Source organism: Sphaerisporangium sp. NPDC004334, from assembly GCF_053602655.1.
In genome coordinates this window covers 89,165-104,939 of sequence record NZ_JBSGDZ010000010.1, presented here as the reverse complement: position 1 = coordinate 104,939, position 15,775 = coordinate 89,165, and the positions used below count along the sequence as shown (strand labels likewise).

The window sequence follows — 15,775 nt, the reverse complement described above, 5'->3', positions numbered from 1 at the left end:
GCGCGGCGCAGGGGAGAGCATGGAGCGAAGTGACGAGACCGGCCGCGTGGCCGGCCCGGCGGGCGACGCCGGGGCACGCGCCGGCGCGGACGCGCACGCCCGCACGGGCCCATCCGACGGTCCGGGCACAGGTGACGGTCCAGGCATCGGCTCGGTGCCGCCCGGTGGCGCGGATGACGGTCCGAGCGTCGGCTCGGTCCTGCCCGGTGGTGGGGGAGCCGTGAGCGGGGTGCGGGCGGCGGGGGGCGCGCTGGTGGTCCTGGGGGTGGCGCTGGCCGCCGTGGTGGCGGTGAGCACGCCGTGGCGCCCGCTGCCGGGCTCCGCGCCCGCCGTGGCGCCCGATCCCGCGCGCGACTTCACCGCGGCGCAGATCGCGCGCGCCGACGCCTTCGACGCGGCCGTGAACGTGCCGGTGTACCTGTCGATGGCCGTGACGCTCGCCGTCACGGGCGTGCTGGTCCTGACGCCCGTGGGCGCCTGGCTGGTGGGACGGCTCCCGGGCCCGTGGTGGGCGCGCGCCCTGCTCGGCGTCGTCGCGCTCTCGGCGGTGAGCCTGGCGATCAAATGGCCGCTCGGCATGTGGTACGAGACGCGGCTGCGCGCGTACGGCCTGTCCACCCAGCAGTGGCCCGCGTGGTCGGCCGACCGGCTCAAAAGCTTCGCCGTCCAGACCGTGATCATGGCGATCATGGTGCTCGCGGTGGTCTGGCTGGCCCGCCGCGCCCCCCGCCGCTGGTGGGCGCCCGCCGCGGCCGGGGCGTTCCTGCTCACCGTCGCGGCGTCGTTCGTCTACCCCCTGGTCGTCGAGCCGCTGTTCAACGACTTCACGCCGCTGCCCGCCGGGCGGCTGCGCGACGATCTGGTCGCCATGGCCCGCCGCGACGGCGTCCCCGTCCAGGACGTGCTGGTCGCCGACGCCTCCCGCCGGACGACGGCGCTCAACGCCTACGTCTCCGGCTTCGGCGCCACCCGCCGCATCGTCGTCTACGACACGCTGCTGCGCGCCCCGGCCGGTGAGGTGAGGCTGGTCGTCGCGCACGAGCTGGGGCACGCCAAGCGCGGGGACGTCCTGTACGGGACGATGGTCGGCGCGCTCGGCGCCGCCGCGGGCGCCTGCCTGCTGTACCTGGTGGTGTCCCTGCCCGCGCTCAGGCGGCGCACGGGCGTCGCCTCGGTGGCCGACCCGAGGGCGGTCGGCGTGCTTCTGGGGCTGATGAGCCTGGCGACCGTGCTGTCGGGGCCGGCCGAGAACCTCGTCAGCCGGCGGATCGAGGCCAGGGCCGACGTCCACGCGCTGGATCTGACCCGCGACGCCGCCACGTTCGCCGCGATGCAGAAGCGGCTGGCGCTGACCAACATCTCCGACCTGACGCCGAGCGGCTTCGACTACCTGATGTACGCCTCCCACCCCACCGCTCCGCAGCGTCTGGCTCTGGCGCGCTCCTGGGCCCGCCTGAACGGCCTGCCCGAGCCGTGATCCCCGACGGGCACGGCCCCGGGCACGCCAGGACGCTGTTCGTCACCAACGACTTCCCGCCGCGGCCCGGCGGCATCCAGGCGTTCGTGCACGCGCTCGCCCTCCGGCGGCCGCCCGGGTCGGTGGTGGTGTACGCCTCGCGCTGGCGCGGGTGGGAGGAGTTCGACGCGCGGCAGCCGTACCGCGTGGTGCGGCACGCGGGGTCGCTGATGCTGCCGGTCCCGGAGGTGGCGCGGCGGGCGGCCGGCCTGGTGCGGTCGGAGGGGTGCGACACCGTCGTGTTCGGCGCGGCCGCCCCGCTCGGTCTGCTCGCGCCCGCACTGCGCGCGGCGGGGGCCCGGCGGGTGGTCATGCTGACCCACGGGCACGAGGCCGCCTGGGCGGGCGTCCCGGTGGCGCGCGGCCTGCTCGCGCGCATCGGCGCCCGCGCGGACGTGGTCACCTACCTGGGTGAGTACACCCGTGAGCGGCTGGTGCGCGTGGTGCCCTCCGGCCGGCTCGTGCGGCTGACGCCCGGCGTGGACACCGGTGTGTTCCGTCCCGGGTCCGGCGGCGCCGGGGTGCGGGCGTCGCTGGGCATCGGCGAGCGGCCCGTGGTCGTGTGCGTGTCGCGCCTGGTGCCGCGCAAGGGGCAGGACATGCTGGTCCGCTGCTGGCCGTCGGTGCTGTGCGAGGTGCCGGACGCCGTCCTGCTGCTGGTGGGCGGGGGGCCGTCCCGTCCGGCGATCGAGCGGGCGATCGGCGAGCGGGGGCTGGCGGGGTCGGTAGTGGTCACCGGGTCGGTGCCCTGGAGCAGCCTGCCGGCCTACTACGACGCCGGGGACGTGTTCGCGATGCCGTGCCGCACGCGCCTTGGCGGCATGGACGTGGAGGGGCTGGGCATCGTGTACCTGGAGGCGTCCGCGACCGGGCTGCCGATCGTCGCCGGGGCCTCCGGGGGCGCGCCCGACGCGGTCCTGCCCGGGGAGACCGGGCTGGTGGTCGACGGCCGCGACCCGGCCGAGGTGGCGGCGGCCCTGACGGGGCTGCTGCGCGACCCGGAGCGCGCCCGGCGCATGGGGGAGCGGGGCCGGGAGTGGATCGAGCGCGAGTGGCGCTGGGACCTGGTCGCCGAGCGCTTCGCCGAGCTGCTGGACGGCTCGGGCTCCCCGACCGCGCGAACCTGACATATGGGATAATACGGACAGTGGGCGCGTGATGACGTGTTGCGCGCGACAGATGGCCGTGAACCATCTCAGGAGCCCCTCGGGCCCGGCGGGCGTGGTGCCAGTGCATGCGGTAAAGCGGAAGGCGGGGACCCTGCCCCGCGAGATCACCAGCTTCGTCGGCCGCCGGCAGGCGACCGCGGACATCGGGAAATGCCTGTGCCGCTGGCGGCTGGTCACGCTCACGGGCGTCGGCGGGGTCGGCAAGACCCGGCTGGCGCTCCACGTCGCCCGCCGGCTCCAGCGGACCTTCCCCGACGGTGTCCGCCTCGTCGAACTGGCCAAGGTGCACACCGCCTCGCTGGTCGCGAGCGCGGTGGCCGCGGCGGTCGAGGCGCCCGACACCGTCTCCACCCGCGACCCGGTGCGGGTCCTGGCCGACCACCTGGCCGGCCGCCGCCTGCTGCTGGTCCTGGACAACTGCGAACACGTGCGCGAGGCCTGCGCCGACCTGGTGGCCGCGTTGCTGCGGGCGGCGCCCGGGCTGCGGGTGCTGGCCACCAGCCGCGAACCGCTCGGGCTGCCCGGGGAGCACGTCTGGCGCGTCCTGCCGCTCACCCTGCCCGGCACGCAGGAGCCGGCCGCCGGTGCCGAGGACGCCGGCACCGGGTACGAGGCGCTGGCGCTGTTCGAGGACCGCGCGTCGGCCGCGGTGTCGGGGTTCGTCGTGGACAAGGGCAACGAGAACGCCGTGGCCACGCTGTGCCGCCGGCTGGACGGGCTGCCGCTGGCCATCGAGCTGGCGGCGGTGCGGCTGCCGGCGCTGTCGGTGGACCAGATGCTGACCCGGCTGGAGGACCGCTACCGCCTGCTGGCCACCGGATACCGCGACGACCAGCCGCGCCACCAGACGCTGCGCGCGGCGATCGGGTGGAGCTTCGACCTGTGCACCGGCCTGGAGCAGACCCTGTGGGCGAGGCTCTCGGTGTTCGCCGGCCAGGCCGGCCAGGAGGCCGTCCAGGATGTGTGCGCCGGCGCGGGCCTCACGCGCGAGGAGGTGCTGTCGGGCATCGCGAGCCTGGTCGGCAAGTCCGTGGTCTGCCGCACCGGCCATGGCGCCCACGTCCGGTACTCCATGCTGGAGACGATCCGCGACTACGGGAAGGAACGGCTGGCCGAGAGCGGCGAGGAGACCGCCGTGCGCCGCCGGCACCGCGACCACTACCTGCGCCTGGCCGAGCGGGCCGAGGCCGACTGGTTCGGGCCGCGCCAGCCCGCCTGGCTGGACCGCACGCGGGCCGACGAGCCCGACGTGTGGACGGCGCTGGAGTTCTGCCTCACCGAACCCGGCGAGGCCCGCACCGGGCTGCGGATGGCCGGCGCGCTCTGGTGGTACTGGATCGGCTCCGCCGTCCGGGACGGCCGCCACTGGCTGGACCGGGCGCTGGCCCTGGACACCGCGCCCAGCGGCGAGCGCGCCAAGGCGCTGTGGGTGGACGGCTGGGTGGCCACCGGGCAGGGCGACGTCCAGCGCGCGCTCGGGGCGCTCACCGAGTGCGCCGACCTCGCGCGGCGCCTCGGGGACGACACCGCGCTCGCCCACGCCACCCAGTGGATCGGCACGGCGATGTGGATCCAGGACCGGCTGGAGGAGGCGGCGGTGTACCTGGAGCGGGCGCTGGACCACCATCGGGCCACAGGGGAGCTCACGTCCGTGACCACCGTCGTGTCCTGCCAGCTCGGCATGGTCGTCGGCCTGCTCGGCGACGTGGAACGCGCCATGGCGCTGTGCAAGGACTGCGTGGCGCTGTGCGAGTCCCACGGAGAGTGCTGGACGCGGTCGTGGGCCCTGTGGAACCTCGCCGTCACCTGGTGGAGCCGCGGCGACCTGCGGTCGGCCGAGAGGTACGCGCGGGAGTCGCTGCGCGTCAAGCGGCGCATCACCGACCGGCTCGGCATCCCGTTCTGCGTGGAGTTCCTGGCCTGGATCGCCATGGCGAACGGCGACGCCGAGGCCGCCTCGCTCATGCTCGCCATGAGCGAGAGGATGTGGGAGCCGATCGGCGCGCCGCTGTTCGGCTGGGGCACCCTGCGCGGGTGGAGCGTCCACTGCCGGGAGCGGGCCGAGCGGACGCTGGGCAAGGACACCGTGGAGGCCGCGCGCCGGCGGGCCGCGGAGATCCCCTTCGACGCCGCCGTGGCCTACGCCCTCGGCGAGACGCGCCGGCCGTCCAGCGGCGCGGCCCGCCCCGGCGTCCCGGCCGGCACCCTTCCCGGCGTCCCTGCCCCCTCCGCCCCGGGCGACTCGCTGCTGCGGCTGACGCCCCGCGAGCGGCAGGTCGCCGCGCTCGTCGCCGAGGGCCGCTCGAACAGGGAGATCGCGGCGCGGCTGGTCATCTCCCAGCGGACCGCCGAGGGGCACGTCGACCGGATCATGAACAAACTCGGCGCCCGCTCCCGCGCCGGCATCGCCTCCTGGGCCGCCAACCACCTCACCAGCGGCACCTGAACGCCATGTCACGTGGCGACCGGAGCCCGCTGCCGTGTTGAGGTCTTCGCCTGAGGGCCCGGGGTCAGAGTTCGAGCCAGCGCTGCATGCGGTCGATGAGCTCTTCGGAGTCCACCGGCTTGGTGACGTAGTCGCTGGCGCCCGACGAGAGGGTCTTCTCGCGGTCGCCGTGCATGGCCTTGGCGGTGACCGCGATGATCGGCAGGTTGGCGAAGCGCGGCATCTCGCGGATCGCGGCCGTGGCGGCGTAGCCGTCCATCTCGGGCATCATGATGTCCATCAGCACCAGGTCGACGTCGTCGTTGCGCATCAGCACGTCGATGCCCTTGCGGCCGTTCTCGGCGTAGAGCACCTGCATGCCGTGCAGCTCCAGGATGTTGGTGAGCGCGAAGACGTTGCGCACGTCATCGTCGATCACCAGCACCTTGCGGCCGAGCAGGCCGCTGTCGACCTTCTCGACGTCCTGGGGCGTCTCCTCGGGGCTGGCCTGCACCAGCGGCAGCACGTCCCCAGGGCCCTCGGCCGACAGGTGCAGCGTGATGCGCTCGCGCAGCTCGTCCAGGCTGGGCAGGCGCTCCAGCGGCTGGGTGCGCGAGCGGCCCTGCAGGAGGTTCTCCTGCGGCCGGGTGAGCTTGCGGGTGTGGTGGGCGAGCACCGGCAGCGACCGCAGCGCCGGGTCGTCGTCCAGCCGGCGCAGGAACTCCGCCGCGGCGTCCTGCGGCATGCCGAGGTCGAGCACGATGCAGTGGTAGCCGTCGCGCGTGAGCGCGGCCATGGCGGTGTCGGGGTTGCTCGCCGTGGTGACCCGCACCGGGCCGTGGGTCTGCGACAGGTCGGCCACGACGCTCTGCGCCAGCAGCGACAGCAGCCCGTTCGGCCGCGCCTCGACGACCAGCAGGCGACGGCCGTCGAGGTCCTCGCCCTGCAGGGGCGAGGGGGCCGGCAACTCGACGGGCTCCGCCGCCTCCACCGGCCCGGCCTGCCGGAGGGCCGGGCGGCCCGTGCCGGGGACCGTCGGCTCCTCGTCGGAGAAGCCGTTCATCGGCAGGTAGAGGCTGAACGTGCTGCCCTCGCCGAGCGTGCTGTCCGCGCGGATCTCGCCGTGGAACAGCGTGGCGATCTCGCGGCTGATGGACAGGCCGAGGCCGGTGCCGCCGTACTTGCGGCTGGTGGTGCCGTCGGCCTGCTGGAAGGCGTCGAAGATCTGGGAGAGGTTCTCCTCGGCGATGCCGATGCCGGTGTCGGACACGTGGAAGGCCAGGACCTCCTGGCCGGCGCCGCTCGGCAGGTCCATCGTGGTGCGCTCGACGCGAAGCGCGACGGTGCCCCGCTCGGTGAACTTCACCGCGTTGGACAGCAGGTTGCGCAGCACCTGGCGCAGGCGCTGCTCGTCCATCAGCAGCTGGGTGGGCACGTCCGGGGCGATCCGCACGTCGAACCGCAGCCCCTTCTCGGTGGTCAGCGGCCGGAAGGTGGCCTCGACGTAGTCCAGAAGCTGGCGGATGTGGAACGGCTCCAGCGTGAGGTCCATCTTGCCGGCCTCGATCTTGGACAGGTCGAGGATGTCATTGATGAGCTGGAGCAGGTCGGTGCCGGCCGAGTGGATGACGTTGGCGTACTCCACCTGCTTGGCGGTGAGGTTGCGCGCGGGGTTCTGGGCCAGCAGCTGGGCCAGGATGAGCAGCGAGTTGAGCGGGGTGCGCAGTTCGTGGCTCATGTTGGCCAGGAACTCGCTCTTGTACTTGGAGGCGAGCGCGAGCTGCTGGGCGCGGTCCTCCAGCTCCTGGCTGGCCTGCTCGATCTCGATGTTCTTGGTCTCGATGTCGCGGTTCTGCCGGGCGAGCAGCTCGGCCTTCTCCTCCAGCTCGGCGTTGGAGCGCTGGAGCTCCTCCTGGCCGACCTGCAGTTCGGTGGCCAGCCGCTGCGACTCGGTGAGCAGGGCGTCGGTGCGGGCGTTGGCCACGATCGTGTTGACGTTGACGCCGATGGTCTCGACGAGCAGTTCGAGGAAGTCGCGGTGGATCTGGGTGAAGCGGTTGAGGCTGGCCAGCTCGATGACGCCGAGCACCTGGTCCTCGAAGACGATGGGCAGCACCATGAGGTTCACCGGCCCCGCCTCGCCCAGACTTGAGGCGATCTTGAGGTAGCCGTGCGGGACGTCCTCGACGAGGATGGTGCGCTTGGCCAGCGCCGCCTGCCCGACCAGGGAGTCGCCCAGGGCGTAGCGGCGGGAGTCCTCCCGGTGGCCGTAGCCGCCGACCAGCCGCAGTTCGGTGCCGCGGGGGGTCTCCTCGGCCAGCAGGAACGTGCCGTGCTGCGCGCTGACCAGCGGCGCCAGCTCGTTCATGACCAGCTCGGCGACCACCGACAGGTCGCGGTGGCCCTGCATCAGGCCGGAGATGCGGGCCAGGTTGGTCTTCAGCCAGTCTTGCTCCTGGTTGGCCCTGGTGGTCTCGCGCAGGGACTTCACCATGGAGTTGATGTTGTCCTTGAGCTCGGCGACCTCGCCGGAGGCGTCGACGGTGATCGAGCGGGTGAGGTCGCCCGAGGTCACCGCGCTGGTCACCTCGGCGATGGCCCGCACCTGACGGGTGAGGTTGCCGGCCAGCTCGTTGACGTTCTCGGTCAGGCGCTTCCAGGTGCCCGAGACGCCCTCCACCTCGGCCTGGCCGCCCAGGCGGCCCTCGCTGCCCACCTCGCGGGCCACGCGGGTGACCTCGGCGGCGAAGGAGGACAGCTGGTCGACCATCGTGTTGATGGTGGTCTTGAGCTCGAGGATCTCGCCGCGGGCGTCGACGTCGATCTTCTTGGTCAGGTCGCCCTGGGCCACGGCCGTGGTGACCTGGGCGATGTTGCGCACCTGGCTGGTCAGGTTGTTGGCCATGGAGTTGACGTTGTCGGTGAGGTCCTTCCAGGTGCCGGCGACGTTCGGCACCCGCGCCTGGCCGCCGAGCTGGCCCTCGGTGCCGACCTCGCGGGCCACGCGGGTCACCTCGTCGGCGAACGCGCTCAGCGTCTCGACCATCGTGTTGATCGTCTGGGCGAGCGCGGCCACCTCGCCCTTGGCCTCGACGGTGATCTTCTGCGACAGGTCGCCCCTGGCCACCGCCGTCGCGACCTGCGCGATCGAGCGCACCTGGCCGGTGAGGTTGGACCCCATCACGTTGACGTTGTCGGTGAGGTCCTTCCAGGTGCCCGACACGCCGCGCACGGTCGCCTGGCCGCCCAGGTTGCCCTCGGTGCCGACCTCGCGGGCCACGCGGGTCACCTCGTCGGCGAACGCCGAGAGCTGGTCGACCATCGTGTTGATGGTCTCCTTGAGCTCCAGGATCTCGCCGCGCGCGTCGACGCGGATCTTCTGCGACAGGTCGCCCTTGGCGACCGCCGTGGTGACCTCGGCGATGCTGCGCACCTGGGCGGTGAGGTTGTCGGCCATGACGTTCACCGACTCGGTGAGCGCCTTCCAGGTGCCCGAGACGCCCTTGACGTCCGCCTGGCCGCCCAGGCGCCCCTCGGTGCCGACCTCGCGGGCCACGCGGGTGACCTCGTCGGCGAAGGACGACAGCTGGTCGACCATGGTGTTCAGCGTGTTCTTCAGTTCGAGGATCTCGCCTCGCGCCGAGACGGTGATCTTCTGCGACAGGTCGCCGCGCGCCACCGCCGTCGCCACCTGCGAGATGTTGCGCACCTGGTCGGTGAGGTTGCCGGCCATGGAGTTCACCGAGTCGGTCAGGTCGCGCCAGGTGCCGGCGACCTCGGTGACCTGCGCCTGGCCGCCGAGACGGCCGTCGGTGCCGACCTCGCGGGCCACGCGGGTGACCTCGTCGGCGAAGGAGGACAGCTGGTCGACCATCGTGTTGATGGTGTTCTTCAGTTCGAGGATCTCGCCGCGCGCCGAGACGGTGATCTTCTGCGAGAGGTCGCCCTTGGCGACCGCGGTGGTGACCTGGGCGATGCTGCGCACCTGGTCGGTGAGGTTGCCCGCCATGGCGTTCACCGAGTCGGTCAGGTCTTTCCAGGTGCCGTACACGCCCGGCACGGCCGCCTGGCCGCCGAGCTGGCCCTCGGTGCCGACCTCGCGGGCGACGCGGGTCACCTCGCTGGTGAACAGCGAGAGCTGGTCGACCATGCCGTTGAAGACGGTGGCGATCTCCTTGTAGAGGCCGTCGCCCTCCTCGGGCAGCCGCGTCCCGAAGTCGCCGTCGCGGACGGCGGTCAGGCCCGCCAGCAGTTGCCGCAGGTCCACTTCTGGGCCGCCCGCGTTCGCGCGGGTGGTCCTTGCGCGCTTGGCGGTGCTGACGCTCTCAACCATGTCCACCCTTAAGTCCACGTCCAATGCCCGGCCAAACCATCGTATAGAGCGGCCCTCATCAGCGAGAACAACCCCGATAGGGCAAAGCGGTCCAGACGCGGCGACGAGTGCCCGGCTCAGCCGTAGATGGCCTCGATGTCCTTGGCGAAGTCGCGCGCGACCACGTTGCGCTTGACCTTGAGCGACGGGGTCAGATGACCGCTCTCCTCGGTGAGGTCGGTGGGGAGGATGGCGAACTTCTTCACCTGCTCGGGCTTGGAGACCAGGATGTTCGCCTCGTCCACGGCCTTCTGCACGGCGGCCAGGACGTCGGGGTCGGCGCACAGGTCGGCGTCGGAGACGCCCGACTTGCCGTTGGCCTGCTTCCACGGCCCGAGGGCCTCGGGGTCCAGCGTCACCAGCGCCGCCACGAACGGCCGGTCGTCGCCGATCACCATGGCCTGGCTGACCAGCGGGTGGGCGCGGATGCGGTCCTCCATGGGGGCCGGGGCGACGTTCTTGCCGCCGGCGGTGACGATGATCTCCTTCTTCCTGCCGGTGATGCGCAGGTAGCCGTCGGCGTCCAGCGAGCCGACGTCGCCGGTGTGGAACCAGCCGTCCTCGTCGATGGCCTCGGCGGTCGCCTCGGGGTTGTTCCAGTAGCCGTCGAAGACGTGGCGGCCCTTGACCAGCACCTCGCCGTCGTCGGCCACGGCGATCGTCACGCCGGGGAACGGCTTGCCGACCGTGCCGATCTTGTTGGCGCCGGGAATGTTGACCGCCGATGGGGCCGAGGTCTCGGTGAGCCCGTAGCCCTCGAAGATCTCGATGCCGGCGCCCCTGAAGAAGTGGCTGAGCCGCTCGCCAAGAGCCGAGCCGCCGCACACCGCGGCGCTGAGCCGGCCGCCGGTGGCCGCGCGCAGCTTGGCGTACACGAGCCGGTCGAACACCGCGCGCTGCAACCGCAGGCCCGCGCCCGCCCCGCCGGCGCTCTCGGCGCGGCTCCACGCCACCGCGACCTGCACCGCCCGGTGGAAGATCTTGCCGGTGAGCGCGCCGCTGGAGGAGGCCTTCTGCTCGGCGGCGTTGTAGACCTTCTCGAACACCCGCGGCACGCCAAGCAGGAAGGTGGGCTTGAACTCCTGCAGGTCGGGCGCGACGTTCTTCATGTTGGGGGTGTGGGCGAGGACGGTGGCCGTCTCGATCAGGACGATCTCGATGATGCGGGCCAGGCTGTGGGCCAGCGGCAGGAACAGCAGCGCGGCCCGGCCGTCGAGCTCGAACAGTGCCTCCAGTGGACCCCTGGCCACGTTGCGCGCGGTGAACAGCAGGTTGTCGTGGGTGAGGCGGCAGCCTTTCGGCTGCCCGGTCGTGCCGGAGGTGTAGATGAGGGTGGCCAGGTCGAGGCCGCCCCGCGCCAGCCGGCGCTCCTTGAGCGTCTCCTCGGAGACATCCGCGCCGCCCGCGGTCAGCTCGGCGAGCGCGCCGTTGTCCAGGCACCACACCGACGGCTCCCCGGCGATGCCGGAAAGCGCCTCGCGGACCGTGCGCTCGTGCGCCTCGGACTCGACGATGACGGCCTTGGCGCCGCTGTCGGTGAGGATCCAGCGCACCTGCTCGGGGGAGGAGGTCTCGTAGATGGGCACGCTGACCCCGCCCGCGGCCCAGATGGCGTAGTCGACGACCGTCCACTCGTAGCGGGTGCGCGACATCAGCGCCACCCGGTCGCCCGGCTCGACGCCGGCGTCGATGAGCCCCCTGGCCACGCCCGCGACCTGGTCGCGCAGCTCGGCGGCGGTGACGGGCGTCCAGGACTCGCCGGACTTACGGTTGATCACCACCGTGCCCGGTTCCTGCTCGCCTCGCTCGAAGACGATGTCGGCGCAGTTGTCCGACAGCGGGACGTCCACCAGCACGGGAACGCTGTACTCGCGCACGGTCACTCCTTCGAACGCATGCCGGGAGGCTGTGTTTCCCGGTGGTCGCCCTGGACGCTATCGCGTCGGGCCGACGGTGCGGTAGACAGCGTTCCGAAGGGCCTGACCACGCTATCAGGGCCGCGGCCCCGGGCCCGGTGCCCGCACGGCGCGTCCGGCGTGTCGCCCGCGCCCCCGGGCCGGCCCCCCATGCGGCGGCCCCCCACGCGGCGGCCGGCCCGGGGGCGCCCCGTTTACTATGTGCGTCATGCGGGTCCATGTCGTCAGCGACGTCCACGGGCGCATCGACGCCCTCGCCCGCGCGGCCGACGGCGCCGACGCGCTGGTCTGCCTCGGCGACCTGCTGCTGTTCGTCGACTACGCCGACCACTCCCAGGGCATCTTCGCCGAGCTGTTCGGCCACGAGCGCGCCACCGAGTTCATCGCGCTGCGCACGGCCGGCCGCTTCGACGAGGCGCGCGGCATGTCGGCCCGCCTGTGGGAGGCGCTCGGAGGCGAGCCGCGCGAGCACATCGAGCGGGCGGTCCGCGCGCAGTACGCCCGCATCTTCGCCGCCATGCCGACGCCCGCCTACCTCACCTACGGCAACGTCGACGTGCCCCGTCTGTGGGGCGAGCACCTCAGGGAAGGCCACCACGTGCTCGACGGCCAGACCGCCGAGATCGGCGGGCTCACCTTCGGGTTCGTCGGCGGAGGCCTGCGCACGCGCTACCGCACCCCGAACGAGGTCGACGACGAGGAGTTCGCCCGCAAGGTCGAGGCGGTCGGCGCGGTCGACGTGCTGTGCTGCCACATCCCGCCCGCGGTGCCCGACCTGCTGTACGACGTGGTGGCGCGTCGCTTCGAGCGGGGGAGCGAGGCCACGCTGGAGGCGATCAGGGCGACCCAGCCCCGGTACGCCCTGTTCGGGCACGTGCACCAGCCGCTGGCCGGGCGCACGCGCATCGGCCGCACCGAGTGCGTGAACGTCGGCCACTTCCGCGGCCGGGGGCACCCCTTCGCCCTCGACCTGTGACCGGCGCGACGGCTCCCTTGAAAGGGGCGCCGTCCCGCTTCCGGGCGCCGCCGGGCGGGAGCGTTCCCGGCGGCCGCGAAGATCACACCCTCGGGCGTTCGCTCGGGAACGGCGAACGAGTACGGTAAGCCCATGGCTGATCGCACCACGTCCAGCATCACGATCGGCGCCGCCCCGGCGGCGATCACGGCCGTCATCGCCGACTTCGCCGCCTACCCCGAGTGGGCCGGTCAGGTGAGGTCCGCCGAGGTCCTGTCCGTGGGCGAGGACGGCCGCCCCGACACCGTCCGGTTCGCCCTGGACGCGGGGGTGATCACCGACGAGTACACCCTCGGCTACCGCTGGCACGGCGACCAGGCCGTCGACTGGGAGATGGTCGAGTCCGGCAAGATGCTGTCCGGGCTGACCGGCAGCTACCGCCTCGCCGGCGCGGGCGAGGCCACCGAGGTGACCTACGAGCTGGCCGTGGACCTCAAGGTGCCGATGATCGGCATGATCAAGCGCAAGGCCGAGAAGGTCATCGTCGACACCGCTCTGAAGGGTCTGAAGAAGCGCGTTGAGGGCCGATGAGCGCCGAGGCGCCGCGCATCCTGCTCTTCACCGGCAAGGGAGGAGTGGGCAAGACCACCGTCGCCGCGGCCACCGCCACGCTCGCCGCCCGCCGGGGGCGCAAGACGCTCGTGGTCTCCACCGACACCGCCCACTCCCTGGCCGACGCCCTCGGCGTGCCCGGCTCGGGCGAGCCGTCGGAGGTCGAGCCCGGCCTGTACCTGCAGCAGGTCGACACCCAGCGGGCGCTGGAGCGCCACTGGGGCGAGCTGCGCGAGTACGCGCGGGGCCTGCTCGCCGAGCTCGGCCTGGACGGGGTCACCTCCGAGGAGCTCACGGTGCTGCCGGGCGCCGAGGAGGTCATCGCCCTGCTCGAGCTGTGCGACCAGGTGCGCACCGGCCGGTGGGACGTGGTGGTCGTCGACTGCGCCCCCACCGCCGAGACCCTGAGGCTGCTGGCCCTTCCCGAGGCTCTCGACTGGCATGTCCACCGCCTGCTCCCCGCCGGCCGCCGGCTGCTGCGCGCCCTGGCCCCGCTCGTCCGGCACGTCGCCCGGCTCAGCCTGCCCGAGGACGCCGTCGTCAGCGCCGGCGAGCGGCTGCACGCCGGACTCATGGGGGTGCGCGAGCTGCTCAGCGGCGGCGGCGCCTCGGTCCGCCTGGTGCTGACCCCCGAGGCGGTCGTCGTCGCCGAGGCGCGGCGCACCTTCACCTCTCTCAGCCTGTACGGCTACCGCGTCGACGGCGTCGTGGCCAACCGGGTGTTCCCCGAGGACGGCGGCGACGCCTGGCGCAGCGGCTGGGTGGCGGCGCAGGCCCGCCATCTGGCGGCCGTCGGGGAGTCGTTCGCGCCGCTGCCGGTCCACACCGTCCCCTACCTGCCCGCCGAGCCGGTCGGCGCCGAGGCGCTCGCGGGCCTGGCCGAACGGCTGTACGCCGGCACCGACCCCTTCGCGCCGCCCTCCGGCGAGCCGCCGCTGACCGTCCGCTCCAAAGACGATGTCCACGAGCTCACCCTCGCGCTGCCCCTCGCCGACCGGTCCGAGGTCGGCCTGGCCCGCAAGGGCGACGAGCTGATCATCACCGCGGGCTCCTACCGCAGGGTCCTCGCCCTCCCCGCCGCACTCGCCCGCAGATCCGTGAGCGACGCCGTGCTCCTCGACGGGCGCCTCCGGGTACGGTTCGAGGCAGGAGGGGCCTGATGACCGAGATGAACGACCGCGACGCCGGCACGCCGGCCGACGGCATCGAAGTGAACGACAGCGACGCCCGGCAGGCGCGTCCCGCCGCGCCCGGCGGAGAGGACCGGCCGCGTCCCGCCGGAGGCGAGGACGCCGGCCCGCGCGCCGTGCCGCGGGACGAGTGGTTCCAGCAGCGTGAGCGAGAGCGCGAGGACGAGCGGCGCGACGCCGTGCGCGACGAGTGGTTCCGGCGGCGCGAAGGCGACCGGCCGCGCGACTCCCGCGACGCGCGCGGCCAGACCGCCGACCCGCTGGGCTCGGTGGCCGAGGAGGCGCGCAAGCTCTTCGACGCGCTGCAGCAGCGGGTCGGCCGGGAGGTCGGCAAGGGGCTGGTCAAGGGCTCGGTGGCCGGGCTCGGCCACGGCCTCGGGCAGGCCCTCGGCGGCGGCTCCGGCCGCGCGTCCGGTGATGTGTGGGCCGAGGCGGTGTCGGGGCACGATGACGATGAGTACATCTGCCGTGCCTGCCCCGTCTGCCGGCTCAAGGCAGCCCGCCGCGAGGCCGGCGGCGACGTCACCGACCACCTGATCACCGCGGGCGGGGAGCTTCTCGCCGCGTTCCGCCAAGCGGTGGACGCCGTGTCGCGACCGGCCTCGCCGAGGGGCGCCGGCGACACGGACACCCGGGTTCAGCACATCGACCTGGGCTGAGGTGAAGGGATGAGAAATGGCGCTGACGATCGGCGTTGACGTCGGTGGCACGAAGATCGCCGCCGGGGTCGTGGACGAGGACGGCCACATCGTGGAGAACCTCCTGCGACCCACTCCCGCCGACGACCCCGACAAGGTGGCCGAGACGATCGCCGAGGCCGTCCTCGAGCTCGCCGGCCGCCACGACGTCGAGGCCGTCGGGCTGGGAGCGGCGGGGTTCGTCGACGAGACCAGGTCGATCGTCCGGTTCGCTCCTAATCTCGCCTGGCGCGAGGAGCCCTTGCAGAAGGCCGTCGCCGAGCGGGTGAGCCTCCCTGTCGTGGTGGAGAACGACGCCAACGCGATGGCCTGGGGCGAGTACCGCTTCGGGGCCGGGCGCGGCGAGAGCCACGTGGTGTGCGTGACCGTCGGCACCGGCATCGGCGGCGGCCTGGTCTTCGGCGGCGCCCTGTACCGCGGCCGGTGGGGCATGGGCGCCGAGATGGGCCACATGCAGGTCGTCCCCGAAGGGCGGCTGTGCGGCTGCGGCAACCTCGGCTGCTGGGAGCAGTACGCCAGCGGCAACGCCCTGGTGCACGAGGCCCGGCTGCTCGCCGAGGCCGAGCCCGGGCGCGCCCGGCGGCTGCTCGAGCTGGCCGGCGGGTCGGTGGACGGCATCGAGGGCACGCATATCACCCAGGCGGCCAGGGACGGCGACGACGCGGCGCTCACGGCGTTCTCGACGATGGCCGAGTGGCTCGGCCAGGGCATGGCCGACCTCGCCGCCGTCCTCGACCCGGGCCGGTTCATCCTGGGCGGCGGCGTCTCCCGCGCCGCCGACCTGTGGATCGACCACGCCCGCGCGGCGTTCCGGCGCGCGCTCACCGGGCGCGAGCACCGCCCGCACGCCGACATCCGCCCCGCCGAGCTCGGGCCCTCCGCCGGCCTGGTCGGCGCCGCCGACCTCGCCCGCCACCCCTGA

The 15,775-nt window shown here is 73.3% G+C and carries 10 protein-coding genes; 8 read left to right on the top strand and 2 right to left on the bottom strand.

Going from position 1 to position 15,775, the window contains the following annotated elements:
* Positions 1-19 precede the first annotated feature (19 nt).
* The 3 genes from ACWEN6_RS14725 (at position 20) to ACWEN6_RS14715 (ending at position 5,131) form a co-directional block, all read left to right on the top strand.
* Positions 20-1,477 carry a M48 family metallopeptidase gene (locus tag ACWEN6_RS14725; protein ID WP_452570668.1) on the top strand — a complete coding sequence of 486 codons (1,458 nt, stop codon included), beginning with the start codon at positions 20-22 and terminating at the stop codon, positions 1,475-1,477.
* Positions 1,474-2,643: a glycosyltransferase family 4 protein gene (locus ACWEN6_RS14720; protein WP_452570667.1), complete on the top strand. Its 1,170-nt coding sequence runs from the start codon at positions 1,474-1,476 to the stop codon at positions 2,641-2,643. The genes ACWEN6_RS14725 and ACWEN6_RS14720 overlap by 4 nt, the downstream gene beginning before the upstream one ends.
* Positions 2,644-2,746: 103 nt before the next feature.
* The gene (locus ACWEN6_RS14715; RefSeq protein WP_452570666.1) at positions 2,747-5,131 is read left to right on the top strand and encodes an ATP-binding protein; all 2,385 of its coding nucleotides are present in this window, start codon (positions 2,747-2,749) and stop codon (positions 5,129-5,131) included.
* A gap of 64 nt (positions 5,132-5,195) precedes the next feature.
* Here the strand turns inward: ACWEN6_RS14715 and ACWEN6_RS14710 are convergent, their stop codons facing one another.
* Entirely contained in the window at positions 5,196-9,443 is a 4,248-nt protein-coding gene (locus ACWEN6_RS14710; RefSeq protein WP_452570665.1) for a HAMP domain-containing protein, read from the bottom strand.
* A 116-nt stretch (positions 9,444-9,559) separates the two neighbouring features.
* Positions 9,560-11,359, bottom strand: a complete 1,800-nt coding sequence (locus tag ACWEN6_RS14705; RefSeq protein ID WP_452570664.1) for an AMP-dependent synthetase/ligase — start codon at positions 11,357-11,359, stop codon at positions 9,560-9,562.
* 247 nt (positions 11,360-11,606) lie between these two features.
* Here ACWEN6_RS14705 and ACWEN6_RS14700 point away from each other — a divergent pair, with 247 nt between their 5' ends.
* The 5 genes from ACWEN6_RS14700 (at position 11,607) to ACWEN6_RS14680 (ending at position 15,775) form a co-directional block, all read left to right on the top strand.
* Entirely contained in the window at positions 11,607-12,374 is a 768-nt protein-coding gene (locus tag ACWEN6_RS14700; RefSeq protein ID WP_452570663.1) for a metallophosphoesterase family protein, read from the top strand.
* Between the two features lie 132 nt (positions 12,375-12,506).
* Positions 12,507-12,944: an SRPBCC family protein gene (locus ACWEN6_RS14695; RefSeq protein WP_452570662.1), complete on the top strand. Its 438-nt coding sequence runs from the start codon at positions 12,507-12,509 to the stop codon at positions 12,942-12,944.
* On the top strand, positions 12,941-14,125 hold the full coding sequence (locus tag ACWEN6_RS14690; protein WP_452570661.1) for an ArsA family ATPase: 1,185 nt from the start codon (positions 12,941-12,943) through the stop codon (positions 14,123-14,125). The genes ACWEN6_RS14695 and ACWEN6_RS14690 overlap by 4 nt, the downstream gene beginning before the upstream one ends.
* Complete coding sequence (locus ACWEN6_RS14685; protein WP_452570660.1) at positions 14,125-14,814, top strand: hypothetical protein; 690 nt, start codon at positions 14,125-14,127, stop codon at positions 14,812-14,814. Before ACWEN6_RS14690 ends, ACWEN6_RS14685 begins: the two co-directional genes overlap by 1 nt.
* Positions 14,815-14,830: 16 nt before the next feature.
* On the top strand, positions 14,831-15,775 hold the full coding sequence (locus ACWEN6_RS14680) for an ROK family glucokinase (protein ID WP_354843394.1): 945 nt from the start codon (positions 14,831-14,833) through the stop codon (positions 15,773-15,775).

Excerpts from the sequence above, each read along its gene's own strand:
- ACWEN6_RS14725 (WP_452570668.1), top strand. The coding sequence starts at position 20 with ATGGAGCGAAGTGACGAGACCGGCCGCGTGGCCGGCCCGGCGGGCGAC.
- ACWEN6_RS14695 (WP_452570662.1), top strand. The coding sequence starts at position 12,507 with ATGGCTGATCGCACCACGTCCAGCATCACGATCGGCGCCGCCCCGGCG.
- ACWEN6_RS14700 (WP_452570663.1), top strand. The coding sequence starts at position 11,607 with ATGCGGGTCCATGTCGTCAGCGACGTCCACGGGCGCATCGACGCCCTC.
- ACWEN6_RS14710 (WP_452570665.1), bottom strand. The coding sequence starts at position 9,443 with ATGGTTGAGAGCGTCAGCACCGCCAAGCGCGCAAGGACCACCCGCGCG.
- ACWEN6_RS14680 (WP_354843394.1), top strand. The coding sequence starts at position 14,831 with ATGGCGCTGACGATCGGCGTTGACGTCGGTGGCACGAAGATCGCCGCC.
- ACWEN6_RS14690 (WP_452570661.1), top strand. The coding sequence starts at position 12,941 with ATGAGCGCCGAGGCGCCGCGCATCCTGCTCTTCACCGGCAAGGGAGGA.
- ACWEN6_RS14685 (WP_452570660.1), top strand. The coding sequence starts at position 14,125 with ATGACCGAGATGAACGACCGCGACGCCGGCACGCCGGCCGACGGCATC.